We start from the raw sequence: 25,516 nt of genomic DNA on the forward strand, positions 1-25,516 counted from the left end.
CGATCAGATCCGCGGCTGGCTCACGCGTTTCGCCAGCGCCTCGGCGCTTTCCTTGCGTTCGCTGTAGCGATCGACCAGGTAGGGCGCCGCATCGCGCGTGAGCAGCGTGAACTTGATCAGCTCCTCCATCACGTCGACCACGCGGTCGTAGTAGGCCGAGGGTCGCATGCGGCCGGCCTCGTCGAACTCGAGGAAGGCCTTGGCCACGGAGGATTGATTCGGGATCGTGAGCATGCGCATCCAGCGGCCCAGCACGCGCATCTGGTTCACCGCGTTGAAGGACTGCGAGCCGCCGCTGACCTGCATCACCGCCAGTGTCTTGCCCTGCGTGGGCCGCACGGCGCCCAGCGAGAGAGGGATCCAGTCGATCTGAGCCTTGAGGATGCCGGTCATGGCGCCGTGCCGCTCGGGCGAGGTCCACACCATGCCTTCGGCCCAGGCCGCGAGTTCGCGCAAGGCCTGCACCTTGGGATGGGTGTCGGGCGCATCGTCGGGCAGGGGAAGGCCGTGCGGATCGAAGATGCGGACCTCGGCACCCATCGTGCGCAGGAGGCGCCCGGCCTCGAAGCTGAGCAGGCGGCTGAACGAACGCTCGCGCAGCGAGCCATAGAGCATCAGGATGCGCGGCGCATGCGAAGCGCGCGCCGCGGGCCACAGCCGCCCGGCGTCGGGTGCGTTGAACACTGCCGCGTCGAGCGCAGGCAGGGTCGTCGGTTCATCCCACACGGCGGCCGTGCTCGTCGATCACGCGTTCGCCGTCTTCCTTCGTGAAGCTGCCTTGCTGCGGGGACGGCAGGATCTCGAGCACCCGTTCCGACGGCCGGCACAGGCGCGTGCCGAGCGGCGTGACGACGATGGGCCGGTTCATCAGGATCGGATGCGCGACCATGAAGTCGAGCAGTTGCTCGTCGCTCCATTTCGGATCGCCCAGGCCGAGTTCCTCGTAGGGGGTCCCCTTCTGCCGCAGCAGGTCGCGCACCGTGATGCCCATCGCGGCGACGAGCGCGCGCAGCCGGTCCTTGGCCGGCGGCGTCTTCAGGTACTCGACGATCTCGGGCTCGGCGCCGCTGTTGCGAATCAGGGCCAGCGTGTTGCGCGAGGTGCCGCAGGCCGGGTTGTGGAAGATGGTGATGTCAGTCATGGGACGAAGCGTTCGTTGGACAAGAAGGCGCCCGCTCCATCCATGCGAAGAGGGCGAAGGCCAGCGCCGCACCGGCCAGCTGGCTCAGGATGAAGCCCGGCGCATCGGTCGGCCGGATGCCGGCGAAGGTGTTGGTGAGCGAGCGCGCCAGCGTGACGGCCGGGTTGGCGAACGAGGTGGATGCGGTGAACCAGTAGGCCCCCGCGATATAGCTGCCGACCGCCGCCGGTACGGCGTCGGGCCGATGCTTCGCCACGTTGAGGATCACGGTCAACAGACCGAAGGATGCGACGACCTCGCTCCACCACTGGTGCGGCCCGCTTCGCACATGTGCGGAGGCTGCGAGCCAGGGCAGGTCGAACATGGCATGGGCCGCCAGCACGCCGGCCACGGCGCCCGCGAGCTGCGCCAGCAGGTAGAGCATGGCCTTGCGGCCGGTGCAGCGGCGCAGCGCCACCTCCGCGAGCGTGACCAGTGGATTGAAGTGCGCGCCCGACACCGCCATGAAACTCGCGATCAGCGCCACCAGCACCGCGCCGGTCGCGATCGCATTGGCCAGCAGCGCGATCGCCACGTTGCCGCCCGAGAGGCGCTCGCCCATGATGCCGGAGCCCACCACGGCGGCAAGCAGCAGCGCCGTGCCGATGAACTCGGCCGCGACGGCACGCTGCAGCGTCATGCGGTCTTGCTGCATGACATGCCGGTATCGACGGAACAGTCCTGGCCCTGGCAGCAGTTCTCCGTCAGGTAGGCCAGCAATGCGTTCATGGTCGAGAAGCTGGCCGAATAGATGATGCGGCGGCCGTCGGGACGCTGCACCAGCAAGCCGGAATGGGTCAGGTCCTTGAGATGGAACGAGAGCGCGGACGGCGCGATGTCCAGCATCTCGGCCAGCGTGCCGGCGGGCAAGCCGTCGGGCCCGATCGACACCAGCAGCCGGAACACGGCAAGGCGGGATTCGTTGGCGATCGCGCCCAGGGCGCGGACGGCTTGTGCTGCTTCCATCAATTCATTATTTCATGAAATGATGAAATGTCCATGACGAAGGCATCGGCCGGCGCGTCCCGGCCGATGCCTTCGTCAGGCCGCGGCGAGCAACGCGTCGACGCGGCGCAGCCCTTCGATGGTCTTCATGCAGGCCTCGGCCGCCTCGACGCCCTTGACGGCGAAGTGGCGGTGGAAGTACTTGCGATGCTCGACATGCTCGTGGAAATGGTGCGGCGTGAGCACGGCCGAGAGGATCGGCACATTGGTCTCGAGCTGCACCGCCATCAGCGAATTCACCACCGCGCTGGCGACGAATTCGTGGCGGTAGATGCCGCCGTCGACCACCAGCGCGCAGCCGACGATGGCGGCATAGCGGCCCGAGGTGGCGAGGCGCTTGGCATGCAGCGGGATCTCGAAGGCGCCGGGCACGTCGAACACGTCGATGGTGTCGAGCGGCACGCCCTGGCGCTTCATTTCGGCGAGGAAGGCGTCGCGCGCCTGGTGCACGATGTCCGCATGCCATTGGGCCTGGACGAAGGCGATGCGATGGCCGCGCGGTGCATCGGACGCGGTGACGGCGGAGAGGGGAAGGTCGTTGATCTGACTCATGGTTGGCCTTTGCAGAGGTTGCCTGAATCAGGGCGCACGAACCCGGCGCCGGCCACGCGCGCGAACGCGCCTGCCGGCAACGGGGCCGCGCTCTCTTTCATCCGGACTGTGACCGTCGGCCCCGGGATCTCACCAGGTCTGCTGACCCTGCGGTCCATGACGGGCCGCAGGCGCTCGCGGGCTCGTGCGAACGTGTCGCCATCACCGCCGGTGGGGAATTTCGCCCCGCCCTGAGAACGCTTGCTCCGGCCGAAGCCGGAACGCCGCGATTCTAGACAGGGCTGCGCGTGCCCGCTGTCACGCAGGAGCGAAAACCCTGGGGCGCGCCGGGGTGACCTGTTCAGCGGCCGGCGAGGAAATGCGTCATGCGCTGCAGCTCGTCGTCGAGCGCCGCGCGAAATGCGGCGCCCGCCGGCTTTCGCGCGGCATAGCCGAAGTCCGCCTGCAAGGATCCCTCGCGCACCGAGAGGTTGCCCCAGCCGATCACGCGGTCGTGCTGCAGCAGGGGCAGGGCGTAGTAGCCGAACTGCCGTTTCGGCGCCGGCGTGTAGGCCTCGAACTTGTAGGTCCAGCCCCAGAGCAGCGCGAAGCGGCGCCGGTCCCACACCACGGGGTCGAAGGGCGCGAGCAGGCGCACCGCGTCGTCGGGTACATGGCGCCGCGAGGCCGGGTTCTCGTCGGCGGGCCAGTACCAGAGGGTGCCGTCGGTGCGGCAACTGGCGAGTTGGTCGCGCGCGAGCCGCAGCGCCGCCTGCGTCTGCACCGACAGATGCGGCGCGCCGTAGCCCAGCAGGCGCACGAGATAGGTCAGGCTCGCGGCCGGCAGCGGCGCGTACTTGCGCACCACCAGGTCGATCAGCGCGGCGGCGCGTTGCGCGCATGCGGCGGGGCTGTCGTCGGCGGGCCGATGCGTCACTGCTTCATAGATCCGCGTGCCGCCGTCGCGCCGTTTCACGCGCAGCAGGCCGCGGTAGTGCATATCGTCGAGCAGGCGCGTGGTCGCGTTGCTCGACCCGCCCCAGGCGTTCGCCACGCGCCCGTGGGCGAAATGCTGCTCGACCTCGCGCGGATGCACCGGCCCTCGGGCGCGAACGAAGTCGAGCAGCTCGGCAGCGCGGCGCCGCGTCTGCGCGTCCCACGCGCGCGCGGCCTCGCGCGGATGCATCAGGGCCAGGTGTTCACGCGGCAGGAAGCCGTAGTTGACGAGGCAGTCTTCCTCGACCGCGAGCCGGGTGTAGCGGCTTTCGAGATCGCCGGCGCGGTAGTCCTCGACGCGGTGGCGCAGCGTCAGGTCCTGCGCGCGCGCGGGGGCGCGGATCGGGTCGGCCTGCACGAAGCCGAGTTGCCGGATCGCGCGCCCCAGCGTGGTCGGCTTGAAGAGCGTGCGCGCCACCGCGTAGCGGCGCAGGTCGTCGAGGGTCGGTTCAGCCATGCGCGAATTGCAGCACAGCCGGCCGCGATGCGCCGGCGCGGCCCGTTCAGACCGCGCTGGAATGGCGCTCGATGCAGGTGTCTAGAACTTCTTCGCCCGAGCGCTGCCACCAGTCCAGCGCCGAAAAGATCTCGACCTCGCTGAAGCCCGCGAAACCCGCGGCTTCGACCCAGCCGCGGATCTTCTTCAGCTCGACCACGCCATCGCCCATCATCCCGCGGTCGGACAGCAGGTCGCGCGTGGGCGTGAGCCAGTCGCAGACGTGGTAGGCCAAGAGGCGCTCTTTGCCGGCGCGTGCAATCTGCTGCTGCAGCTTCGGATCCCACCACACGTGGTAGATATCGACAGCGACGCCCAGCATGCCACTGCGCGATGCATCGAGCTCATCGCAGAGATCGAGCGCATGTTCGAGCGTGTTGACGCAGGCGCGGTCCGCGGCCTGCATCGGATGCAACGGCTCGATCGCGAGCGGCATGCCGACCTCGCGCGCGTAGTCGAGCGAAGCCGCGATGCCGTCGCGCACCTCGCTGCGTGCGCGGCCGATGTCCTTGTAGAGCACCTTGCCGTCGAGTGCGCCGGGCAGTGCGCCGACCACCAGCACGACGCACGGTGCACCGAGGGTCTTGGCCTCGTCGATGGCGCGGCGGTTGTCGTCGAGCGCGGCCTTCAGGCCCGCGGCGTCGGGCGCCGGATAGAAGCCGCCGCGGCAGTAGCCGGACAGGCCGATGCCATGGGCGCGCAATTGCTTCGCGATGCGATCCAGGCCGACCGCGGCGACCTGGTCGCGCCACGGGCTGATGGCGCGGATGCCGCGCGCGGCGCACTGGTCGATGATGCGGTCGAGCGGCACTTCGGCGCCGCGCTGCTTGCGCACCGTGGCGGTGTTGATCGAAAGCCAGTCGTGGTCGGCGGAGAAGTCGCGCATGTCTTCAGTCTTCGTTCGGTGGGGGCGGGGAGGGCGGCAGGGTTTCGCGCCGCAGCTGCCGCAGGATGGCCGCGTTGTCGAGATCGCCGTCGCCTGCCGCGATCGCGGCGCGCATCAGCGCGGCATGGGTTTCGGAGAGCGGCAGCCGCTGGCCGGCGCCGCGCGCGCCGTCGAGCATCAGGTCGACATCCTTCAGGTGCTGGCGGATGCGCGACTGCGGCGCGAAGTCGCCCTCGACCATCATGCGGCCCTTGGTCTCGGCGGCCACCGAATGCGCGGGTGTCGCCAGCACCAGCGACAGGAAGGTTGTCGGTGCGATGCCCAGCGTCTCGGCGAAGACCATGCCTTCGGCCAGCGCGGCACGGTTGAGCCCGAGCACGAGGTTGGTTGCGAGCTTGGCCCTGGCGCCCATGCCCGGTCCGCCGACATGGATGCGACGGCTCGACAGCGCATCGAGCACTGTCCTGCAGCGCGCGATCGCATCGTCGGCGCCGCCGAGCAGCACGGTCGCCTCGCCGGCCGCGATCTGCTGGCTCGAACCGGACAGCGGCGCCTCGACGAAGGCCACGCCGCGCGCCGCCAGCCGTGCGGCCAGTGCTTCGAGCAACGATGGCGTGCCGGTCGAGCAGTCGATGAGCGTGCGCACATCGCCGCGCGACAGAAGGCCGTCCGGCCCTTCGACCACTTCGATCACATCGCGTGTTTCGAACACGGCCAGGACGACCGTGCCGGCCGCCGCACCGACTTCGGCGATCGACGCGGCGACGCCGCCACCGGCGTCTGCGAAAGATGCGCGCGCTTCCTCGCGCACATCGAAGCCCAGGGTGCGGAACCCGGCCGCTTCGAGCCGCCGCGCAATGGCGTTGCCGACCAGGCCGAGACCGGCGATGCCGATCGGCGCGTCGTGTCGTGAACCGGATGCCATGGCCGTCAGCGCGGCAGCGAGGCGCCGCCGCAGATCCGGATGTCCTGCCCCGTGATCGCCGCCGCCGCCGGCGACAGCAGGTAGCCGACCAGCGACGCCACTTCGCGCGGCTCGATCAGGCGGCCGATCGGCGGCAGCACCGGCGAGGCGGCCGCGCGCGAAGGGTCGCCGAGCATCGGTGTCGCGGTGGCCGCGGGCGAGACCACGTTGACCGTGACCCCCGACGCGACCACCTCCGCAGCCCAGCTGCGCGCGAAGGCGATCAGCGCGGCCTTGCTGGCCGCGTACTGGCTGCGTCCGGGCGAGCCGACGGCGACGCGGCTGCCGAGCAGCACGACGCGTCCGTGGCCGGCCGCGACCATCGCGGGCACCACGCGGTTCGCGAGCCGCGATGCGGCGTCGACATGCAATTGCCACATGCGCTGGCCGTCCTCGGCGCGCAGTGCGCCGAGCGGCGCAACCCGCAGCACGCCCGCCGCATGCACCAGCGCCTGCACCGGGCCGAGCGCCGAGGTCGCTGCATCGATCGCCGCGCCGTCGCTCAGGTCGACCTGCACCGGACTGAAAGACGGGTGGTCGAGCGTCGCTGTGGCGATGTCGAAGCCCGTGACTTCCCAGCCGTCGTCGAGCAGCTGCAGCGCGATGGCCAGGCCGATGCCGGAGCTGGTGCCCGTCACCAGCGCGCGGCGTTCATTCGAGGCGGATGTGGCCATCGGTAACGATCTTCTGCGAGCGGGCCATGTCCTCGCGCTGGAACTTCGCGAAGTCCTCGGCGCTGCCCGGTGTCAGCAGCAGGCCTTGCTGCGCGAGCTTGTCCTTCATGTCGGTCGCGAGCGCCTTGTTGACCTCGGCATTGAGCGACGTCGTCACCGCAGCCGGCAGTTTGGCCGGACCCCAGAGCCCGTACCAGCTGTAGAACTCGTAGCCCGGCACGGTCTCGGCCACCGTCGGCACGTCGGGCAGGTTCGGCGCGCGCGTCTTCGAGGTCACGGCGATCACGCGCAGCAGGCCGCTCTTGTGATATTCCAGCGAGCCGAGGATCGGGTCGATGAAGCCGTCGATCTGGCCGCCGATCAGGTCCTGGAAGGCGGGCGCCGTGCCCTTGTAGGGAACGATCAGGTAGTCGAGTCCGCCGGCACGCTTGAGCAGCTCGGTCGACAGGTGGCCGGCCGAGCCGATCGACCCGACCGCGAAGGTCATCTTGCCGGGGTGCGCCTTGGCATAGCCCATCATCGACTTGACGTCGGTGATCGGCAGGTTCTTGTTGATCGCCACCGCGAGCGGCGCCTTGGCCACCAGCGCGATCGGCTCGAAGTTCTTCACCACGTCGTAGGGCACCGACTTCATCGTCATCGGCGCCGAGGTGAAGGTCGATGCATTGAACAGCAGCGTGTAGCCGTCGGGTGTGGCGCGCGCCACCAGCTCGGCGCCGATGGTGCCGTTGCCGCCCGGCCGGTTCTCGACGATGAAGGTCTGGCCCATCTGCTCGCCGAGCTTCTGCGCCAGCATGCGTCCGACCGTGTCGAGCGTGCCGCCGGGAGGGAAGGGAATGATGACCCGCACCGTGTGCGTCGGATAGCTCTGCGCGCCGGCCGCAAAGGCGATCATCCCCAGGCTCGTCATCAGCAGTCGTCTGAAAAGGTGTTTCATCGTCGATGTCCTCGAAGGGGTGGTGGGGCGAATGGATGTCAGGCGCTCATTCGACGCCGTGCAATGCCAGCAGCGTCTTCATGCGGCGCACGGCGAGCTCGGGCTGCTCCAGCAGATGGGCCGCATCGGCCAGCCGGAACAGCTCGGCGAAGTGCGCCAGCGAGCGCGTGCTCTGCTGGCCGCCGACCATCGTGAAGTGCTTCTGGTGGCCGTTGAGCCAGGCCATGAAGACCACGCCGGTCTTGTAGAAGCGCGTCGGCGCCGCGAAGATGTGGCGCGACAGCGGCACCGTCGGCCCGAGGATCGCGTGGAACTTCTCCACATGGCCCTGCGCGAGAGCGCCGAGGGCCGCGCTCGCGGCCGGCGCGATGGCATCGAAAATGCCGAGCAGCGCATCGCTCTGGCCGTGCATGGGTTCGCTGCCGTGGCCGTCGCCCGCGATCAGCTCGGCATAGTTGAAGTCGTCGCCGGTGTACATGCGAACGCCCCGGGGCAGGCGGCGGCGCATCGCGATCTCCTTGTCCTTGTCGAGCAGCGAGATCTTGATGCCGTCGACCTTGTCCGGATGCGCGGCGATGATGCCGAGCGCGGTGTCCATCGCGCGGTCGATGTCGGCCGTGCCCCAGTAGCCGGCGAGCGCCGGATCGAACATGTCGCCCAGCCAGTGCAGCACCACCGGCTGCTTCGCCTGGCGCAGGATGCGGTCGTACACGCGCTCGTAGTCGGCCGGGCTCTTCGCGACGCGGGCCAGCGCGCGGCTCGCCATCACGATCAGCGTGCCGCCGAGCGATTCGATCGCGGCCATCTGCTCCTCGTAGCCGCGGATCACGTCGTCGACGCTCTTCACCGCGTCGATGTCGAGATGGTCGGTGCCGCAGCCGGAGGCGACGCGCGCGCCCGGCACGTCCTTCGCGGCGTCGAGCGAGCGGCGGATCAGTTCGAGCGAGGTCGGCCAATCGAGGCCCATGCCGCGCTGCGCGGTGTCCATCGCCTCGGCGACGCCGAGGCCGAGCGACCACAGGTGGCGGCGGTAGGCGATGGTGGCGTCCCAGTCGACCGCGCATTGCAGCCACGGATCGATGGCCGCCAGCGGATCGGCCACGACGTGCGCGGCCGAGTAGGCGATGCGGTTGAAGGCGACGCCCGCGGCGGGCTTGACCGGCGCCGTGCCGCGCAGCGTGTACGGGGCGAGCGCGCCGCCCGCGGTCGGGAGCGTGAGTGCGATGGCCATCGGCAGGTCCTCAGATCTTCAGCGCCGGCACGTCGACCCAGCGGCGCTCCTTCCAGCTTTCCAGCGCGGCCTCGACCAGCTGCACGCCCTTGGCGCCTTCGGGCAGCGTCCACCTGTAAGGCGCGTTCTCGACCACGTGGCGGATGAAGGCCTCCCACTGGATCTTGAAGCCGTTGTCGTAGACCTGCGAATCCGGAATCTCCTGCCACTGGTCGAAGAAGTTCATGGTCTGCTTCTCGTCCGGGTTCCACACCGGGCGCGGCGTCGCCACGCGCGACTGGGCGCGGCAGGACGACAGGCCGGCGACGGCGGATCCATCGGTGCCGTCCACATGGAAGGTCACGAGGTCGTCGCGGCGCACGCGCGTGACCCAGCTCATGTTGACCTGCGCGACCACCGGCTCGCCGTTGTGGCCCTTGAGCTGACAGGTCGCGTAGGCGGCGTCGTCGGCGGTGGCTTCGTAGGGCTTGCCGTCCTCGTCCCAACGCTTCGGAATGTGCGTGGTGCCGAGGCACGAGACCGATTGCACTTCGCCGAACAGGTTGTCCAGCACGTAGCGCCAGTGGCACATCATGTCGAGGATCATGCCGCCGCCGTCTTCCTTGCGGTAGTTCCACGAGGGCCGCTGGATCGGCTGCAGGTCGCCTTCGAAGACCCAGTAGCCGAACTCGATGCGCACCGACAGCATGCGGCCGAAGAAGCCGGCGCGGCGCAGCATGTCGAGCTTGCGCAGGCCGGGCAGGAAGAGCTTGTCCTGCACCGCGCCGTGCTTGAGGCCGGAGCCTTCGGCCAGGCGCGCGATCTCGACGGCTTCGTTGAGGTTGGTCGCGATCGGCTTCTCGCAGTAGATGTGCTTGCCGGCGCGGATCGCCTTGGCCAGCAGGGTCGGGCGCATCTGCGTGGTGCCGGCGTCGAAGAAGATCGTGTCGTCCTTGTTCGCGAGCGCCTTGTCCACGTCGGTGCCCCAGCGCTGGATGCCGTGGGCCTTGGCCAGCGCCTCGATCTTGTCGGCATTGCGGCCGATCAGGATCGGGTCGGGCATGACCTTGTCGCCGCTCGAAAGGGTGACGCCGCCCTGCGCGCGGATCGCGACGATGGAGCGGATCAGATGCTGGTTCATGCCCATGCGTCCGGTGACGCCGTGCATGATGATCCCGAGTCGTTGGGTGGCCATGGTGTTTCTCTTTCGTGAGGGTGGGGCGCGCGCGATCAGGCGCTGCGCAGGGGTTGAAGGGTGGTCCAGTCGGGATGGGCGCGGGCAGCGAAGCCGGGCGCGTCGAGCGAGGAGAGGTCGATGCGCCCGCGGTCGACGCGCAGCCGCACGTTGTCGCCCGCGGCTTCGTAGAGGCCCGGCTGGGCCTGCAGGAAAGCTTGGCGTTCGGCCGCGCCCGCACCCTGGCCGGCGAAGCCGTCGACGTAGTGATGGCCGTTGCGCTCGACATGGCCGAGGCCGATCAGGTTGACCAGCGCGAGGTCCTGCTGCACCGCCAGGCCGGCTTGCGTGGTCAGGTCCTCGGCCGACATGAAGTAGGGCGCACCCCGGCCTTCGGCCTCGGCACGCAGGTTGAGCTGACGGCAGCGCGCGGCATTGAGCAGCGAGCGATAGATGCCCTTGCAGTCCTTGCTCGAGACGCCGGTGTAGCCGCAGGCGATGGCCTGCGTGAAGGCGTCGAGCGTGCTGTCGGATTCGTCGATCAGCACCGGCCGCATCGCGGCCAGCGCGCGCACGTCGCTCTGCAGCGCGGTCGCGCGCGGCAGCGGCTGTTCGATGTAGAGCGTGGCGGCGGCCAGGCGCTGCAGCGCCGGCGTGGCCTGCACGCGTTTCCAGAATTGCGCGGCGCTCTCGGCGTCCTTGAACTGCTCGTTGCCGTCCAGCGTGACCACGCAGTCGGGCACGCGCGCGAGCACGCCGGCGATGCGCGTGAGGCGCTCGATGTCCGTCTCGGCGTCGCCGCAGACCTTGAGCTTGAAATGGCGGCAGCCGGTGGCGACGACGACTTCTTCCAGCGTCTCGGGCAGGCCATCGGCGATGTGCGCCTTGAGATCGGCGGCGGTGATCGCATCGACCAGGCCGACCGTGTGGCGCAGTGCGATGTCGCGCGAGGGCCTGAGCGTGCCGAGGAAGGCATCGAGGTCGAAGCCGGCCAGGTCGGGCGCGAGGCGCGTATCGATGCCTGGCAGGTTGGCCTGGACGGCCGCATAGAAGGATTGCCCGAGCGCGCGGCACAGTGCGTCGAGCAACGCGCGGTCGATCAGCGCCGGGCCGAAGCAGGCGACGAGCGGGTTGAGCTGCCGCGCGGCGCCGGCTTCGATCTGGGATGGGTAGTGCGCCGCGAAATGGCCGAACGCGCTGCGCGCCTCGGGCTCGGCGAGATAGGCGTCGCGTGCCAATGCGAGCGAATCGCGCAGCTGGTCGAAGTTGTCCTCGTTGCTGAGTGCGAGGTTCTTGTCGAACCATTTCGGCGCCAGCAGCTCGGCCGCGGCGCCTTCGGCCTCACGGCCGTCCTCGGTGCGGATGCGCACGCGAACGAAGGCCTGCGGGCAGGCGGTCAGCGTGACCACGCCGAAGCGGAAGGGCAGGCGCAGCACCACGCCGCGCTCGCAGAGCTGGATGTCGAGGATGCGGAACGGCACGGACATGGAATCGGTCTCGGAGAAAGGCGAAGGATTCAGGCGAGCGCTTCGCGCAGGCCCCGCAGGTAGCCGGCCGCGAAGGCCGCCGCGCCCGGGCCGTCGGGCACGTAGTCGAAGGGCTCGACGGCGATCGTGCCGGCATAGCCGTGGCGCTTCAACGCGGCGAGGATCGGCGCGAAGGCCATCTCGCCCTGGCCGGGTCCGCGCCGGTTCGGGTCGTTGACCTGCACGTGGCCGATCAAGCCGGTCGGCAACCAGCGGTCGATCAGCGCCGGCACCGGCTCGCTTTCACCGAAGCCCGCGGCGCTGCAATCGATCATCGTGCGCAGGTGCGGGTTGTCGATGGCACGCACGACTTCGGCCGCCTCGGCGACGGTGTTGAGGATCTGCGTCTCGCGCGAGGAGAGCGGCTCGATGCAATAGACCACGCCATGCGACGCGGCCGTCTTCGCGACATGCGCCAGCGCGTCCTGCAGGCGCGCCAGCGCGACGGCATGCGTCTCGCCGTCGGCGATCCGGCGCTGCCCGGGCGAGCCGTGCACGAGCACCGCGCCGCCGAGTCCGGCGCACAGGCCGGTCAGGCGGTCCATCACCTGCAAGGTGCGCGCACGCAGCGCGGCATCGGGATCGGTGAGCGACAGGCCGGCAGGCTTCACCAGCAGCCAGTGCAGCCCGGTCACGACCAGGCCGAAGGACTCGACCACGCCGCGGATGCGCGCCGCCTCGGCTGCGGAGATCATGTCGGGCGTGTCGCCGAGCGTGAAGGGCGCGATCTCCAAACCGTCGTAGCCGAGGCCGGCCGCATACTCGCACTGCTTTTCCAGCGGCATGCCGGCCAGCACTTCGTTGCACAGGCTGATCTTCATGGCGCGATGTCCCGGCTGCGCGAAGGCAGCAGCGACTTGATGCCGCGGCCGGCGGCCCCGGTGATGCCTTGCACCAGCGCCTTGAACGGCGGGATGTACAGCAGGATGGTGAAGATGGTGACGGTGGCGAAGCCGATGCAGATCGGCCGCGTGAAGAAGGGCGCCAGGCTGCCGTCGGACAGCACGAGGCCGCGGCGCAGGCTCTTGTCGAGCAGCGGACCCAGTACCAGCCCCAGCACGAAGGGCGCCATCTGGTAGCCGCGGCGGCGCAGGAAGAAGGCGCCGATGCCGATCGCGATCATGCAGTAGATGTCGAACAGGCGCGAGGCGCTGGCGAAGGCGCCGACGGTGCACAGCAGGAAGATGATCGGCATCAGCACGGTGCGCTTGATGCGCAGCACCAGCAGCAGCGGCTTCACGAGGAACAGGCCGAAGATCAGGATGCTGATCGACGCCAGCGAGGTCATGGCGACCACGTCGTAGACGAACTGCGGATGCGAGATCATCATCATCGGCCCGGGCTGCACGCCGTGGATGATCATCGCGGCCATCAGCACGGCCGATGGTGCCGAACCCGGAATGCCGAGCGCGAGGCACGGGATGATGTGGCCGGGGATGGAGGACATGTCGCCGGTCTCGGCCGCCATCAGGCCGTCGATCGAGCCCTTGCCGAACAACTCCTTCTCGCGCGTGGTCGCCTTGGCGGCGGCATACGACATCCAGGCGCCTGCGTCCTCGCCGACGCCCGGCATCAGCCCGGTGAGCACGCCGATCACGCCCGAGCGCAGCACCGTGCGCCAGTACTGCGCCACCTCGCGAAAGCGTGGCAGCACCGAGTCGCGCAACTCGACCAGCTTCTTTTCCGCGGGATCGGCGAGCGTGGTCAGCACCTCGGCGAAACCGAAGGCACCGACCAGTGCGGGGATCAGCGAGATGCCGCCCGAGAGCTCGCCCCAGCCGAAGGTGAAGCGGTCGTAGGCGTAGAGGCCTTCCTGCCCGATCTGCGCCACGAACAGCCCGAGCGCGCCCATCAGCCAGCCCTTGAGCGGATCGTCGCCGACGATGCTGCCCGACATCGCGACGCCGAAGAGCGCGAGCCAGAAGAATTCGAAGGCGCCGAAGGACAGCGCCACCTCGGCCAGCATCGGTGTGAACGCGGCCAGGCACAGCACGCCGAACAGCGTGCCCATGAAGGCGCCCGAGGTCGCGATGCCGATCGCGCGCCCGGCCTCGCCGCGCTGCGCCAGCGCATAGCCGTCCGCGCACGAGGCCGCGTTGGCGGCGGTGCCCGGGATGTTCAGCAGGATCGCGGTGCGCGAGCCGCCGTACAGCGTGCCGACGTAGGAGCAGATCAGGATCAGGATCGCGTCGTTGGTCGGCAGCTTGATGGTGAGCGTGGTCAGCAGCGCGATGCACAGCGTGGCCGAGAGGCCGGGCATGCAGCCGACCATGATCCCGATCAGCGCGCCCCCGAGGCCGTACGTGATCGAGGTGATATTGAGAAAGCCCAGGTAGGCTTGGCCGAAGAGCTCGAGGCCTTGGAACATGGCGATCTCCGCGCGCTCAGGGCAGGTGGACCAGGAACAGCTCCTGGAACACCAGCGTAATCATGAGGCCGGCGCCCAGGCCGATCGCCAGGGCCTTCGCCACGGTGCGCAGCGTCAGTCCCTGGCCGGCGGCCTTGCGCTGCGAATGCTGCAGGCTGAGGATCGCGACCGTGACGAAGATCCAGGCCGCGGCCCAGAACGGCAGCCCGTGGCCGACCAGCCCGATGCCGAAGACCAGGCACAGCGCGAGCACCAGCAGCACGCGCTTCTTCTCGGCGACACTGGCCCGCACCATCACCTGCTCGGGGTGCGCCACGCGACGGCGCCAGCTGCGCAGCGCCAGCAGGAAGCCCAGCAGGATCGTCACGATGCCGAGCAGGCCGGGCAGCAGGCCGGGGATGGTGTACGGATTGATGTCCTGCTTTTCCAACCGGTCCATGCGCAACGATGCGATCAGCACGGCGATGCCGAACACCATCCACGCGAAGGCGGCGATCAGGTCCGAGCCCGGACTGACATGGCTTTCGCCGTGCGCGGGTGCGGGGGTTTCGGGCGGGGCGGCGGGAGGTGTCATGGATGCAGGCGGAAGGCGAATCGATCGAAGCGGGGACGAACGCCAATGCTGCCGATGGACAGGCGCATGTCCGTCGGCAGCCATCGGCGATGCAGGGGCCGGTCAGGGCTTGGGGATACCGACCGTATCGGGCGAGACCTTGGCCTTGCCGGCATCGAACAGCATCCAGGCATTGGCCTGCACCGCGGGCATCACCGCCTTCTGTGCGGCATCACCGGAGAGCGGCAGGAACAGGGCGCCGCGGCTGCTGGCGTACTTCTTCAGCGCTTCGCTCTTGGGGATGTTCTCGTCCCAGATCTTCTGCACGGTCTTCACGACCTCGTCGGGCACGCCCTTCGGAATGAAGATGCCGAAATAGTTGGCCGGCGCAGTGAAGCCCGGCAGACTTTGCGAGAGCGGCGGAATCACGCCATAGCCCTCGAGATCGAGCGGCTTGTCGCTGACGGTGGCCAGGGGGCGCAGCCGCTTGCCGCGGATCATGTCGGCCTGCTCGACGGCCAGCTGCGTCGTGACTTCGGCCTCGCCGGAGACCGTGGCGACCACGGCCGGATTGCCGCCGTCGTACGGGATCTCGCGGTACTTGACGCCGGTGGCCTTCGAGATCAGGTCCATCGCGTTGTGGCCGGCCGAGGTCACGCCAGCGGTCGCGACGGGGATCTTGCCGGGTTGCGCCTTCATGGCATCGATCAGGTCCTTGGCCGTCTTGTACGGCGTCGACGGGTTGACGCCGATCACCTGGATGTTGGCGACCGTGAGGAAGAGGTTCCAGTCGCTCATGCGGGTCTTGAGCGAGCCGAGCGTTTCGTACGCACCGAGATCCTGTGCCGCGCCGGCGGTCCAGGTGTAGCCGTCCTTGGCCGCATCGAGCGCGCTCTTGGTGCCGATGGCGCCCGAAGCACCGGGCTGATTGATGATGACGACGGTCTGGCCGAGCGCCTTCTCGATTTCCGCGGCCGTGACGCGCGTCACCTGGTCGGTCGATCCGCCCGCGGCCCACGGCACGATCAGGTTGATCGGCCGCGTTGGCTTCCATTGCGCCATGGCGCCGGTCGCGGCGGCGGAAAGCAGGGCCACGACGAAGGCGCGGCGAGCCAGTCTTTGAACGGGATGCAGATGCGTCACGGGATCTCCAGTTGTTTTTAATTCACCAGTGAGTGAATTCTAGAAATCGTGCCAGGGAGCGTCAACGCGCGCCGGACATCAGTCCCTCAGGACATACCCTAGGATCACATCGCACATGTGCGAGAGGCGTTCGCTGTGTGCCTTGCGCGTCATCAGGTCGCGCCCGAAGATCGCCGACAGCGTGTGGTTGTTGGAGAGGTAGAAGTAGGCGAGTCCGGCGATCGAGATGTAGAGCTGGACCGGGTCGATGCCGCCGCGGATGACGCCCTGCTTGCGCCCGCGTTCGAGGATGTCGCCGAGCGTCTGGATCAGCGGCGAGTTCATCTCGCGCACTCGCTTCGATTTGGAAAGATGGCGCGCCTGGTGCAGGTTGGCGCTGTTGAGCAGGGTGATGAACTCGGGGTGTTCGAGGTAGTAGTTCCAGGTGAACTCGGTCAGCCGGCGCAGGGCTTCAGCGGGCGGCAGGTCGAGCAGGTGCAAGGCTTGCTCGGCATCGCGGATGTCGGCATAGACGCTCTCGAGCACGGCGAGGAAGAGGTCGTCCTTGCTGCCGAAGTAGTAGTAGATCAGGCGCTTGTTGAGCCCCGCGCGCTCGGCGATGCGGTCGACGCGCGCGCCTGCGAGGCCGTGCTGCGCAAACTCGTCGCGGGCGGCGATCAGGATGCCGAACTGCGAGCGATCGGCGTCCCGCTGGCGCGGTTCGAGGGTCGTGGGCTTCATGCCGCAGTTTTAACTGATTGGTGAATTGATGGCATGCGATCTTTCCCTGAGATACCCGGGGCGGCCGGCGCGGTGCGGATAATCGGGCGCATGGAATATCCAACAGCAGGACACCTGATTGTCCGTTGCCTCATCGAGCAGGGCGTCGAGACCGTGTTCGGCGTGCCCGGCGAAAGCTATCTGGCGGTGCTCGACGGCTTTCACGCGCATCGCGACCGCATCCGCTTCGTCGTCAACCGGCAGGAGGGCGGCGCCGCCTTCATGGCCGAGGCGCACGGCAAGCTCACCGGCCGGCCCGGCGTCTGCTTCGTGACGCGCGGGCCCGGGGCCACCAATGCGTCGATCGGCGTGCACAACGCGTTCCAGGATTCGACGCCGATGGTGCTGTTCGTGGGCGACGTCGGCAGCGACTTCCGCGATCGCGAGGCCTTTCAGGAGGTCGACTACGGCAGCTTCTTCGGTCCGAGCACCAAGGGCTTCGCCAAGCGTGTCGAACGCATCGACGATGCCGATCGCATTCCCGAGTACGTCGCACGCGCCTTTGCGACGGCAATGAACGGACGGCCCGGTCCCGTCGTGCTGGTGTTGCCGGAAGACATGCTGCGCACGACCACCGCAGCGCAGCCGCTCGGCCGCGTGGAGGCGGTCGAGCCATGGAGCGATCCGGGTGCCCTGCGCAGCCTGCGCGAGCTGTTGTTGAAATCGCAGCGGCCGCTGGTGATCGCCGGTGGCGGCGGCTGGACGCCGCAGGCGGCGCAGGCCTTGCAGCGCTTCGCGGAGAACTGGAAATTGCCGGTGGCGAATGCGTTCCGCTTCCAGGACACCTTCGACAACCACCATCCGCTCTATGCCGGCGATGTCGGCATCGCGATCAATCCGAAGCTCGCGGAGCGCGTGAGGCAGAGCGATCTGATCCTCGCCATCGGCCCGCGCCTGGGTGAGATGACCACCGGCGGCTACACCCTGCTCGAAGCGCCCAAGGCGAAGCAGACGCTGGTGCACATCCATGCGAGTGCCGAGGAGCTCAACCGGGTCTACCAGGCCGATCTCGCGATCAATGCCGGCATGAGCGCGGCGGCGCGCAGCCTCGAGGTGCTGAGCGCGCCGACGGAGCTGCCCTGGGAGGCGTGGACCGCCGCGGCGAACGCGGACTACCTCGCCAACCTCGAGCCGCAGGCGCTCGCGGGCCTGCCCGCCGAATCGCCGCGCGGCGCGGTCGACATGGTGGCGGTGGTCGCGCTGCTGCAGAAGCACTTGCCGGCGGATGCGGCCATCACCAACGGCGCAGGCAACTTCGCGAGCTGGGTGCACCGGTATTTCCGCTACCACGGCCTCGCGAAAGGCCACAAGACGCAACTCGCGCCGACCAGCGGTGCGATGGGCTACGGCGTGCCTGCGGGCATCGCAGCCAGCCTCACGACGGGGCGCGTCGCCTTTACCATCGCGGGCGATGGCGATTTCCTGATGAACGGACAGGAGCTCGCCACCGCGTCGCAGCATGGCGGCAAAAGCATCATCGTGCTGCTCAACAACGGCATGTTCGGCACGATCCGCATGCACCAGGAGCGCGAGTACCCGACGAACGTGAGCGGCACGGCGCTGCGCAATCCGGACTTCTGCCTGCTGGCCCGCGCCTACGGCTATGCGGCGGAGCGCGTGACCGAGACCTCGCAGTTCGAGGCTGCGCTGCTGCGCGCGCTGGCGGCCGATACGGGCACGCTGATCGAGATTCCGCTGGACCCCGAGGTGATCACCACGCGCGGCACGCTGACGTCGATCACGAAGGCCGCGCAGGTGCGTTCGGCGGATTGAGGGCAAAAAAAAAGCCGGCGGGGTGCCGGCTTTTCGAGTCGAGCGCGCGGGGCGCTCGAAGGGCTTACTTGACGTGCTTGCCGATCAGTGAGGCCAGTTCGAACATCGACACTTGCGGCTTGCCGAAGATTTCCTTCAGCTTGGCATCGGCGTTGATGTTGCGCTTGTTGGCCTTGTCCTGAAGGTTGTTCTTCTTGATGTAGTCCCACAGTTTGCTCACGACGGCGGTGCGCGGCAGAGGGGTCGAACCGACCACGGCAGCCAGTGCGGGGCTGGGGGTCAGCGCCTTCATGAACGCAGCGTTGGGGGTGCGCTTCTTGGCGGGAGCCTTCTTTGCAGCAGCCTTCTTGGCCGGCGCAGCCTTCTTGGCGGGGGCCGCCTTCTTTGCAGGAGCCGCCTTCTTTGCCGGTGCCGCAGCCTTCTTGGCCGGAGCGGCCTTCTTTGCGGGAGCTTTCTTGGCCGGAGCCTTCTTTGCAGTTGCCATGGTTGATTTCCTTTTTTGGTTGGACACTTCACCAATGAAAAGCGGTGTCTCCACTGGCATTGCGGATGCTAAAGGAGAAAAAACGCGTTTCCAAGGGAAAAAGAGATTTTTTCATTGGGAGCTGTTGTTTTTTCAGAGGGGAGAAAGCGCCGATTTCCCTCGAAGCGATGAGCCTCGGTGCTTCAGCGGCGGCGCGCGGGCCAGGTCGCGAGCACCACACCGAGCAGTGCGAACGCAAAAGCGAGCAGCTGTGGCGTGGACAGGCGCTCGCCGAGAACGAGCACGCCGACGAGCGCAGCGCTGACCGGCAGCATCACGGTGAACACGCCCGCCTGCGATGCGGGCACGCCTTTAAGGCCCGTCATCCAGAGCCATACGGTCCAGATGCTGGCCGCCAGCGCATAGGCGACCAGCAGGCCCCACATGCCGAAGGACACAGCGCCAAAATCGAAGTGCAGTGCGAACCAGACGCCCAGCGGCGTCGAGAGCACGAAGCCCCACAGGTTGATCAGCGCGGAGATCCGCTTGGGCCCGAGCCGGCCGGTGAGCGACTTGCCGATCACCGCGTAGGCCGCCTCGCACAGCACGGCGAAGAAGACGAGCAGATCGCCCAGCCATGGCATCGATGCGGAAGCCGCAGCCTGCGGGTTCACCGACGCGCGCGCGGGTGCGAGCGCGAGCAGGCCGATCCCGAACGCGGCGCATGCGATCGCGAGGCCGATGCGCAGCGTGATGCGCTCGCGCAGGAAGAGCCAGCTGCCGAGCGCGACGACCGCCGGGATCGAGGCCATGATCACGCCGGCGGACACGGCACTGGTCATGCTCACGCCGAACAGCATGCAGATCGAGAACAGGAAGTTGCCGAGAAACGATTCGAGAAACACCAGGCCGCGCGTGCGCGTCGTCATCGGCGCTTCGTCCGCGGGGCGGCGCAGCCAGTGCGGCATGGCCGCGGCCGCGATGCCAAAGCGCAGCCAGGCGAGCAGCAGCACCGGAAACGCCACGACGAGCGGCTTGGACAGCGCGACATAGCTGCCGACCAGCGACATGCTCAGCGCAAGGCAACCGTATGCGGCGAGTCGGCGCGGTGGGGGGAGGGCGGGGTTCAACAGACTGCGGCGTTGCGAAGATTATTCATTCGATGATGCCCCATCCCGCCGGACGGATCCGACGCGTGGGCTGCCAGGCATCTTGCGCGGAAGTGACCGCAACGACATCCCGCGCGACTGGCCCGCAACGCTCAACGCGGAGTGATCGCCATCCAGTTTCATGACCGAAGAATTGATTTCGCATCGCGGCATGGGGCTGTGCTGCGTTGCAATATTTTTTCTCAATATAAGAAAGTTTATTTCACATAGAGGGAAATTGATCGCAAGCCATTGATTTTTCTATCAAAAAAATATGTCTTCTATAAGACATAAGAGTCGACGACTCCGCTTAGAGTTAGGCCCATGGACGCAGCCGCGCCCCCTCTCAATCAACCCTTGGAGTGACCATGCCTCAAACCATCACAGAACAACTGAGCCGCGAACAGCAGATCGCAGCCCTCGAGAAGGAATGGGCGACCAACCCCCGCTGGAAGGGCATCAAGCGCGGCTACAGCGCTGCCGATGTGGTGCGTTTGCGCGGCTCGTTCCCGATCGAGCACACGCTGGCGCGCCGCGGTGCCGAGAAGCTCTGGGACCTCGTGAACACCGAACCGTACGTCAACTGTCTGGGTGCGCTCACCGGTGGGCAGGCGATGCAGCAGGTGAAGGCCGGCGTGAAGGCGATCTACCTGTCGGGCTGGCAGGTGGCCGCCGACAACAACAGCTACGCCGCGATGTACCCCGACCAATCGCTTTATCCAGTGGACTCCGTGCCGACCGTGGTCGAACGCATCAACAACACCTTCCGCCGCGCCGACGAAATCCAGTGGTCCAAGGGAACGAACCCGGGCGACAAGGGCTATGTCGACTACTTTGCGCCCATCGTGGCCGATGCCGAAGCCGGCTTCGGCGGCGTGCTGAACGGTTTCGAACTGATGAAGGCGATGATCAAGGCGGGCGCCGGCGGCGTCCATTTCGAAGATCAGCTCGCATCGGTCAAGAAGTGCGGCCACATGGGTGGCAAGGTGCTGGTCCCGACGACCGAAGCCGTGCAAAAGCTGATCGCGGCGCGCATGGCCGCCGACGTCTGCGGTACGCCGACGCTCGTCATCGCGCGCACGGATGCGGAAGCCGCCGACCTGCTGACCAGCGACTACGACGCCAACGACAAGCCCTTCCTGACCGGCGAGCGCACGGCCGAAGGCTTCTACAAGACGAAGAAGGGCATTGATCAGGCCATCAGCCGCGCGATCGCCTATGCGCACTATGCCGATCTCGTGTGGTGCGAAACGGGTACGCCCGACCTGGAATTCGCGCGCAAGTTCGCCGAGGCCGTGCACAAGGTGCATCCCGGCAAGATGCTGGCATACAACTGCTCGCCTTCGTTCAACTGGAAGAAGAACCTCGATGACGCGACCATCGCCAAGTTCCAGAAGGAACTCGGCGCGATGGGCTACAAGTACCAGTTCATCACGCTGGCCGGCATCCATTCGATGTGGTTCAACATGTTCGATCTGGCGCAGGACTATGTGAAGCGCGGCATGTCGGCGTATGTCGAGAAGGTGCAGGAGCCCGAGTTCGCGGCGCGGGATCGCGGCTACACCTTCGTGTCGCATCAGCAGGAAGTGGGTACCGGGTACTTCGACGAGGTCACCACCGTGATCCAGGGCGGCAAGTCGAGTGTGACCGCGCTGACGGGCTCGACCGAAGAAGAGCAGTTCCACTGATTCCTGCCAACCGATGAGTCGATCCCCGCGTGAGCGATCCGCGGGGATTTTTCACGATCGGACACAGGGCTTCGAGTCAATGGCCGGTGACTGAAGGATGCGCGCGTCGACGCCGCGACACTCACCCGCAGTGAACGCTCGCCATTCATTCATCAAATTTCTGATCGTCGGAAGTCTCGCGACCGCGATCCACTATTCCGTCTTCTACGGTCTCTACCGGATCGCAGGCCTTCCGGCTGTGCCGTCGACCTCGGCCGGTTTCGCGGCCAGCGCCGTCTTCAACTTCGCGGCGAACTACCGCTTTACCTTTCGCAGTCGCGCGCGATGGGACATGGCGGCTCTGCGCTACGTGCTGATCGCAGGAATCGGCCTCCTGATCAACGCACTGATTTTTTCAGCTCTGCACGAATGGGGCGGCCTGGGCTCCTCGTATTCGCAGCTTTTGGCGACCGGAGTCGTCCTGGTCTGGAACTACCTGGGCGGCAAATACTTCATCTTCAGGTACAAGGAATTGAAGGCTTAACCATTAATTTGTGACAGTTGGTTTCAGTCCGCCTTGACTTCTCGCCAAGCTGGTGGAATGTCTCCACGCGATTGGAGTTGAATCCATGGACCTCTCCTGCATTCCCCCGATGGTGACTGCGCCGCCGCTCTATGTCGACCTCGACGGAACGCTCATCGCCAGCGATCTGTTGATCGAGTCGGCGCTGGTTCTGGTGAAGCAGCGTCCGCTCGCTATCTTCGATCTGCTAGGCTGGATCCTGCAGGGCAAAGCGACCTTGAAGACCCGGATCGCGCAGGAGGTCGAACTCGATGTCGCGCACCTTCCCTACGATCACGAGGTCCTGGCATTGATTGCCAGGGCCCGATCCGAAGGGCGAAAGGTGGTCCTGGCCACGGCCAGTCACCGGAAGTACGCCGACGCGGTGGCGGCGCACCTTCGCGTTTTCGACGCGGTGCTGGCGACCGATTCCCAGAGGAATCGCTCTGGGCTCGCCAAACTGGAAGCGATCCAGGCTGACGCAGACGGACCGTTCTGCTACGCCGGAAATTCTGCCGCCGACCTCCCGATCTGGCAGGCGGCGGAAAGTGCGATCGTTGTGACGGCGAGCCCCGCGCTCGTGCGTCGAGCCGCAGCGCGCGCCAGGGTCGACGCGGTGGTTCGCCCGGCGGGTATGGGCATCGCTGCCGTGCTGCGCGCGATGCGGCTTCATCAGTGGGTCAAGAATCTTCTGGTGTTCATGCCGGCGGTGCCTTTGGCCGCGCAGCTGGGATGGCCGGCCGTCTGGACGTTGTTGTTGGCCTTCTTCTGCTTCGGCCTCTGTGCTTCCAGCGTGTACCTCCTGAACGACCTGCTGGACATCGACGCGGACCGACAACATCCCACCAAGTCACGCAGGCCGATTCCTTCCGGCGCCATGCCGCTCGCATGGGCCGTGATGTTGACCCCGATCCTGCTGCTCGCGGCCTTCGGTCTCGCCGCGTGGCGCCTGCCGTGGCTCTTTGCGGTCGTGTTGGTTTTTTACTGGGCGCTCACCATGGCCTATTCGGTGCGCCTCAAACGGATCACCGTGGTGGACGTGTTGCTGCTGGCAGGCCTCTACACCATGCGCATTCTTGCGGGTGCTGCGGTGATCGGGGTCATCCCGTCGTTCTGGATTCTGGCGTTCTCGATGTTCCTGTTCTTCAGCCTCGCCTCGGCCAAGCGCTACATCGAGTTGGCGGACGCCCAGCGGCGCCAGAAGATGTCGATGGCAGGGCGGGGCTACAACGTCGCCGATATCCCTGTCGTGTTGACACAGGGGATCGCCGCGGGGCAGATTGCCGTCATGGTGTTCGCCCTCTACATCCAGGATCCCGTGGCGACGCAGCACTTTCGCATGCCTTACTTCCTTTGGGGCGTGGCGCCCCTGCTGCTCTACTGGATCTCGCGCCTCTGGATGAAGGCACTGCGGGCGAAGGTGCATGACGATCCCCTGGTCTTCGCCGTCAAGGATCGCCAGAGCCAGGTCATCGGAACCGTGTGCGCGGGACTGATCTGGGGGGCTTTGTGAGCGCGTCGCGCGATGCCGCGGAGATGGCGGGCCCTGTCGCAGGATCGACGATGAATGCGCGCTGGAAGGCGTTCCTGCCACTGCTCTCATGTCTGCCGCTCGCGTTGATCTCGATGAGCGTCACCGGATTCCAGTTCGGCGTCAACAACAACATTTTTCATATCCCCTACGTCCTCGATCTCGCCAGCTCTCCGGAATTTGCGGGCGATGCCTTTTCGCAGTCGCTCGGCAAGTTCACTTCTGCGCTCTGGCCATTGGTGCGCCTGATTGCGAACGAATCGAACGTTCGCGACGTGTTCCTCGTGCTGGCGTCGATCAGCAGGCTCCTGGCGCTGGTTGCAGTCCTGTATCTGGTCAGGCTCAACGGCGTCAAGTCGATCGGTGCCCAGATCGCATGCCTGAGCGTGGTCGCGGTGACCCCGCTGATGACAGGCTATTCGCCCATCGGGTCGGACGGCCTGTTCCTGCCGTACTTCACTCACAGCGAGGTGACGTGGCCGGCGGTTTTCATGTCGCTCGCCCTGATGCAGCGGAGTCGGATCGCCGCGGCGGCGAGTTTCACCGGCATTGCCTTTGCGCTCAACGCATTCGTCGGCATATGGATGGTGTTCGTGAACATCGCGTCCCGGATCTTCGATACCCGCCGCTTGCCGCGCGCCGGCGAGATCCTGAAATACGGCGCGGTGGTCGGGTTGATCGCGTTGCCCGTCCTCGTCTGGATTTCATTTGCCGTGCTGGGGGCGAAGCCGGGCGCGCCTTTCAGCTACATCGAGTACGTTCGGGAGTTCTATCCCAACCACTTTCTGATCGAGGCGGCAAGCAAGGATCGCTCGGCCGCGTTGATGGTGATGTTCGTGTGCGGGCTGATCGGCGCGCTCCATACGGCCAATCCGCGGTATTGGGTGGGCGTGCAGTTGTCGGTTCTGGCGCTACTGGTCGTCGGGTCCTTCTTGCCCTACCTGATCAACAGGCGCTTCATCTTCAACCTTCATCTCTTGCGAGCGGACGGTCTGGAGCAGGCGGTGAGCATCCTCCTCTGCGCGATGGCCGCCGTCAAACTCTGGGTCGGCGGCACATCGGCGCGCCAACGCTGGATGGGCGTCATCGTGCTGGTGGGCCTGCTGAGCTGGCCCAAATCGCTTGCCGGCTTGATGTTGCCAGTGACCGCTTTGGCATTGCTTGCCGGCTTGTCTGATCAGGCGGATGCCATACCCGTCCGTGCCGCAGGCCAGTGGATCCGGCGTCATGAAACGGCGCTGGCGTGGCTGGCGACTGCGGGGTTCGGAGGCCTGTTTCTGTTCGAAGCCGTCAAGCTTGGCGCCGGAGCAGGCCTTGCGGCGCGGCTTGCTTTCGTCGCCGTGGCGCTTTATCTGATTTGGCGACCGACGTTCGTCGCTTCCTGGACGCCTGTGAAAGCGACGACGACCTGCACCGTGGCGGCACTCCTGGTTTCGGGTTTGGCGATTCAGCAGCGCATGACCAACGACCCGGGTCCGTCGGCATCGTCACAGGATTGGGACGACCTGGTTGCATGGGTACGCGCCAGCGATATTCACGGTGTCTTTCTCGTGCCGCTGGACGGGTCCGACAATTTTCAGCTGCGGGCGCGCCGTCCCGTGTGGGTTGGCGCGGTGCAAGGTGCCGCGGTGATGTGGGAGCCTTCGTTCTACGCGCAATGGTCGCCGCGTTTCAATGACCTGCTTCCGTTGAAGACTGCGCGAGAGTTCATCGCCTATGCGAGCGCGCACCAGATCCGCCATGTGGTGATCGATACCCAGACCGGCGACTGTGCGGCGCCGGCCGAACTCGTCAAGCGAACCGGGCGCTATGCGCTGTGCCGTGTCGGCAACGCGGCCGGAGCGATGTGAAAGAGGGTCGCCTCCACACGCCGAAATCCGCCGCGGATAGAATGACGGACTTCGTCCGAACAAGAGCGAGAAAGGCATCTTGGTTATGACACCGCGAACTACGCCGCAAGCATTCAGCGG

25 protein-coding genes and 1 riboswitch are annotated in these 25,516 nt (G+C 66.9%); of the genes, 5 read left to right on the forward strand and 20 right to left on the reverse strand.

Going from position 1 to position 25,516, the window contains the following annotated elements:
* Nucleotides 1-3 precede the first annotated feature (3 nt).
* The 18 genes from arsH to WDLP6_RS09270 form a co-directional block, all read right to left on the reverse strand.
* Entirely contained in the window at nt 4-726 is a 723-nt protein-coding gene (gene arsH / locus WDLP6_RS09185; protein WP_162592074.1) for an arsenical resistance protein ArsH, read from the reverse strand.
* Nucleotides 716-1,141, reverse strand: coding sequence for an arsenate reductase (glutaredoxin) (arsC, locus tag WDLP6_RS09190; protein WP_162592075.1), 426 nt, complete (start codon nt 1,139-1,141; stop codon nt 716-718). Before arsC ends, arsH begins: the two co-directional genes overlap by 11 nt.
* The gene (locus WDLP6_RS09195; RefSeq protein WP_269475564.1) at nt 1,134-1,835 is read right to left on the reverse strand and encodes an aquaporin; all 702 of its coding nucleotides are present in this window, start codon (nt 1,833-1,835) and stop codon (nt 1,134-1,136) included. Before WDLP6_RS09195 ends, arsC begins: the two co-directional genes overlap by 8 nt.
* Entirely contained in the window at nt 1,817-2,146 is a 330-nt protein-coding gene (locus WDLP6_RS09200; RefSeq protein ID WP_162592076.1) for an ArsR/SmtB family transcription factor, read from the reverse strand. The genes WDLP6_RS09195 and WDLP6_RS09200 overlap by 19 nt, the downstream gene beginning before the upstream one ends.
* 75 nt (nt 2,147-2,221) lie before the next feature.
* Entirely contained in the window at nt 2,222-2,737 is a 516-nt protein-coding gene (locus WDLP6_RS09205) for a 6,7-dimethyl-8-ribityllumazine synthase (RefSeq protein ID WP_162592077.1), read from the reverse strand.
* Between the two features lie 85 nt (nt 2,738-2,822).
* A riboswitch (FMN riboswitch) is annotated at nt 2,823-2,979 on the reverse strand.
* A gap of 98 nt (nt 2,980-3,077) precedes the next feature.
* On the reverse strand, nt 3,078-4,169 hold the full coding sequence (locus WDLP6_RS09210) for a DNA glycosylase AlkZ-like family protein (RefSeq protein WP_162592078.1): 1,092 nt from the start codon (nt 4,167-4,169) through the stop codon (nt 3,078-3,080).
* A 46-nt stretch (nt 4,170-4,215) separates the two neighbouring features.
* On the reverse strand, nt 4,216-5,094 hold the full coding sequence (locus WDLP6_RS09215) for a sugar phosphate isomerase/epimerase family protein (RefSeq protein ID WP_162592079.1): 879 nt from the start codon (nt 5,092-5,094) through the stop codon (nt 4,216-4,218).
* A 4-nt stretch (nt 5,095-5,098) separates the two neighbouring features.
* Complete coding sequence (locus tag WDLP6_RS09220; protein WP_162592080.1) at nt 5,099-6,019, reverse strand: NAD(P)-dependent oxidoreductase; 921 nt, start codon at nt 6,017-6,019, stop codon at nt 5,099-5,101.
* Between the two features lie 5 nt (nt 6,020-6,024).
* Nucleotides 6,025-6,732 (reverse strand): SDR family NAD(P)-dependent oxidoreductase, encoded by a 708-nt coding sequence (locus WDLP6_RS09225; RefSeq protein WP_162592081.1) that lies wholly within the window; start codon nt 6,730-6,732, stop codon nt 6,025-6,027.
* Entirely contained in the window at nt 6,710-7,642 is a 933-nt protein-coding gene (locus WDLP6_RS09230; RefSeq protein ID WP_232077426.1) for a Bug family tripartite tricarboxylate transporter substrate binding protein, read from the reverse strand. The genes WDLP6_RS09225 and WDLP6_RS09230 overlap by 23 nt, the downstream gene beginning before the upstream one ends.
* Nucleotides 7,643-7,715: 73 nt before the next feature.
* Nucleotides 7,716-8,900, reverse strand: a complete 1,185-nt coding sequence (locus WDLP6_RS09235) for a dihydrodipicolinate synthase family protein (RefSeq protein WP_162592083.1) — start codon at nt 8,898-8,900, stop codon at nt 7,716-7,718.
* 10 nt (nt 8,901-8,910) lie between these two features.
* Nucleotides 8,911-10,074: a Gfo/Idh/MocA family protein gene (locus WDLP6_RS09240; RefSeq protein ID WP_162592084.1), complete on the reverse strand. Its 1,164-nt coding sequence runs from the start codon at nt 10,072-10,074 to the stop codon at nt 8,911-8,913.
* Nucleotides 10,075-10,109: 35 nt separating this feature from the next.
* Complete coding sequence (locus WDLP6_RS09245; RefSeq protein WP_162592085.1) at nt 10,110-11,540, reverse strand: enolase C-terminal domain-like protein; 1,431 nt, start codon at nt 11,538-11,540, stop codon at nt 10,110-10,112.
* A 29-nt stretch (nt 11,541-11,569) separates the two neighbouring features.
* A complete protein-coding gene (locus WDLP6_RS09250; RefSeq protein WP_162592086.1) occupies nt 11,570-12,400 on the reverse strand; it encodes a sugar phosphate isomerase/epimerase family protein in 831 nt (276 codons plus the stop codon).
* On the reverse strand, nt 12,397-13,947 hold the full coding sequence (locus WDLP6_RS09255) for a tripartite tricarboxylate transporter permease (protein WP_162592087.1): 1,551 nt from the start codon (nt 13,945-13,947) through the stop codon (nt 12,397-12,399). The genes WDLP6_RS09250 and WDLP6_RS09255 overlap by 4 nt, the downstream gene beginning before the upstream one ends.
* Before the next feature lie 16 nt (nt 13,948-13,963).
* Complete coding sequence (locus tag WDLP6_RS09260; protein WP_162592088.1) at nt 13,964-14,521, reverse strand: tripartite tricarboxylate transporter TctB family protein; 558 nt, start codon at nt 14,519-14,521, stop codon at nt 13,964-13,966.
* Between the two features lie 102 nt (nt 14,522-14,623).
* Nucleotides 14,624-15,643, reverse strand: a complete 1,020-nt coding sequence (locus WDLP6_RS09265; protein ID WP_232077006.1) for a Bug family tripartite tricarboxylate transporter substrate binding protein — start codon at nt 15,641-15,643, stop codon at nt 14,624-14,626.
* A gap of 78 nt (nt 15,644-15,721) precedes the next feature.
* Nucleotides 15,722-16,363, reverse strand: coding sequence for a TetR/AcrR family transcriptional regulator (locus tag WDLP6_RS09270; protein ID WP_162592089.1), 642 nt, complete (start codon nt 16,361-16,363; stop codon nt 15,722-15,724).
* A gap of 90 nt (nt 16,364-16,453) precedes the next feature.
* Between WDLP6_RS09270 and WDLP6_RS09275 the strand changes: the two genes are divergently transcribed.
* Nucleotides 16,454-18,175 (forward strand): thiamine pyrophosphate-binding protein, encoded by a 1,722-nt coding sequence (locus tag WDLP6_RS09275; protein WP_162592090.1) that lies wholly within the window; start codon nt 16,454-16,456, stop codon nt 18,173-18,175.
* A gap of 64 nt (nt 18,176-18,239) precedes the next feature.
* On the opposite strand, the gene WDLP6_RS09280 is transcribed toward WDLP6_RS09275, so the two are convergent.
* Together WDLP6_RS09280 and WDLP6_RS09285 are read right to left on the reverse strand one after the other, a co-directional pair.
* Nucleotides 18,240-18,659 carry an SWIB/MDM2 domain-containing protein gene (locus WDLP6_RS09280; RefSeq protein WP_088957604.1) on the reverse strand — a complete coding sequence of 140 codons (420 nt, stop codon included), beginning with the start codon at nt 18,657-18,659 and terminating at the stop codon, nt 18,240-18,242.
* Between the two features lie 182 nt (nt 18,660-18,841).
* Nucleotides 18,842-19,708, reverse strand: a complete 867-nt coding sequence (locus tag WDLP6_RS09285; RefSeq protein WP_162595030.1) for a DMT family transporter — start codon at nt 19,706-19,708, stop codon at nt 18,842-18,844.
* Nucleotides 19,709-20,154: 446 nt separating this feature from the next.
* On the opposite strand from WDLP6_RS09285, the gene aceA reads away from it, so the two are divergent.
* The 4 genes from aceA to WDLP6_RS09305 all read left to right on the forward strand — a co-directional run bounded on the left by aceA (nt 20,155) and on the right by WDLP6_RS09305 (nt 25,396).
* Nucleotides 20,155-21,474 (forward strand): isocitrate lyase, encoded by a 1,320-nt coding sequence (gene aceA / locus WDLP6_RS09290; RefSeq protein ID WP_162566744.1) that lies wholly within the window; start codon nt 20,155-20,157, stop codon nt 21,472-21,474.
* Nucleotides 21,475-21,604: 130 nt separating this feature from the next.
* The gene (locus tag WDLP6_RS09295) at nt 21,605-21,997 is read left to right on the forward strand and encodes a GtrA family protein (RefSeq protein WP_162592091.1); all 393 of its coding nucleotides are present in this window, start codon (nt 21,605-21,607) and stop codon (nt 21,995-21,997) included.
* A gap of 85 nt (nt 21,998-22,082) precedes the next feature.
* Nucleotides 22,083-23,528: a UbiA family prenyltransferase gene (locus WDLP6_RS09300; RefSeq protein ID WP_232077007.1), complete on the forward strand. Its 1,446-nt coding sequence runs from the start codon at nt 22,083-22,085 to the stop codon at nt 23,526-23,528.
* Nucleotides 23,529-23,578: 50 nt separating this feature from the next.
* Nucleotides 23,579-25,396, forward strand: coding sequence for a hypothetical protein (locus WDLP6_RS09305; protein ID WP_162592092.1), 1,818 nt, complete (start codon nt 23,579-23,581; stop codon nt 25,394-25,396).
* Nucleotides 25,397-25,516 lie beyond the last annotated feature (120 nt).

It is taken from the genome of Variovorax sp. PBL-E5, from assembly GCF_901827185.1.
Lineage (GTDB): Bacteria > Pseudomonadota > Gammaproteobacteria > Burkholderiales > Burkholderiaceae_C > Variovorax.

Coding starts and splice junctions, on each gene's coding strand:
- arsC (WP_162592075.1), bottom strand. CDS start 1,141: ATGACTGACATCACCATCTTCCACAACCCGGCCTGCGGCACCTCGCGC.
- WDLP6_RS09195 (WP_269475564.1), bottom strand. CDS start 1,835: ATGCAGCAAGACCGCATGACGCTGCAGCGTGCCGTCGCGGCCGAGTTC.
- WDLP6_RS09200 (WP_162592076.1), bottom strand. CDS start 2,146: ATGGAAGCAGCACAAGCCGTCCGCGCCCTGGGCGCGATCGCCAACGAA.
- WDLP6_RS09205 (WP_162592077.1), bottom strand. CDS start 2,737: ATGAGTCAGATCAACGACCTTCCCCTCTCCGCCGTCACCGCGTCCGAT.
- WDLP6_RS09210 (WP_162592078.1), bottom strand. CDS start 4,169: ATGGCTGAACCGACCCTCGACGACCTGCGCCGCTACGCGGTGGCGCGC.
- WDLP6_RS09215 (WP_162592079.1), bottom strand. CDS start 5,094: ATGCGCGACTTCTCCGCCGACCACGACTGGCTTTCGATCAACACCGCC.
- WDLP6_RS09220 (WP_162592080.1), bottom strand. CDS start 6,019: ATGGCATCCGGTTCACGACACGACGCGCCGATCGGCATCGCCGGTCTC.
- WDLP6_RS09225 (WP_162592081.1), bottom strand. CDS start 6,732: ATGGCCACATCCGCCTCGAATGAACGCCGCGCGCTGGTGACGGGCACC.
- WDLP6_RS09230 (WP_232077426.1), bottom strand. CDS start 7,642: ATGACGAGCCTGGGGATGATCGCCTTTGCGGCCGGCGCGCAGAGCTAT.
- WDLP6_RS09235 (WP_162592083.1), bottom strand. CDS start 8,900: ATGGCCATCGCACTCACGCTCCCGACCGCGGGCGGCGCGCTCGCCCCG.
- WDLP6_RS09240 (WP_162592084.1), bottom strand. CDS start 10,074: ATGGCCACCCAACGACTCGGGATCATCATGCACGGCGTCACCGGACGC.
- WDLP6_RS09245 (WP_162592085.1), bottom strand. CDS start 11,540: ATGTCCGTGCCGTTCCGCATCCTCGACATCCAGCTCTGCGAGCGCGGC.
- WDLP6_RS09250 (WP_162592086.1), bottom strand. CDS start 12,400: ATGAAGATCAGCCTGTGCAACGAAGTGCTGGCCGGCATGCCGCTGGAA.
- WDLP6_RS09255 (WP_162592087.1), bottom strand. CDS start 13,947: ATGTTCCAAGGCCTCGAGCTCTTCGGCCAAGCCTACCTGGGCTTTCTC.
- WDLP6_RS09260 (WP_162592088.1), bottom strand. CDS start 14,521: ATGACACCTCCCGCCGCCCCGCCCGAAACCCCCGCACCCGCGCACGGC.
- WDLP6_RS09270 (WP_162592089.1), bottom strand. CDS start 16,363: ATGAAGCCCACGACCCTCGAACCGCGCCAGCGGGACGCCGATCGCTCG.
- WDLP6_RS09275 (WP_162592090.1), top strand. CDS start 16,454: ATGGAATATCCAACAGCAGGACACCTGATTGTCCGTTGCCTCATCGAG.
- WDLP6_RS09280 (WP_088957604.1), bottom strand. CDS start 18,659: ATGGCAACTGCAAAGAAGGCTCCGGCCAAGAAAGCTCCCGCAAAGAAG.
- WDLP6_RS09285 (WP_162595030.1), bottom strand. CDS start 19,708: ATGTCGCTGGTCGGCAGCTATGTCGCGCTGTCCAAGCCGCTCGTCGTG.
- aceA (WP_162566744.1), top strand. CDS start 20,155: ATGCCTCAAACCATCACAGAACAACTGAGCCGCGAACAGCAGATCGCA.
- WDLP6_RS09300 (WP_232077007.1), top strand. CDS start 22,083: ATGGACCTCTCCTGCATTCCCCCGATGGTGACTGCGCCGCCGCTCTAT.
- WDLP6_RS09305 (WP_162592092.1), top strand. CDS start 23,579: ATGAATGCGCGCTGGAAGGCGTTCCTGCCACTGCTCTCATGTCTGCCG.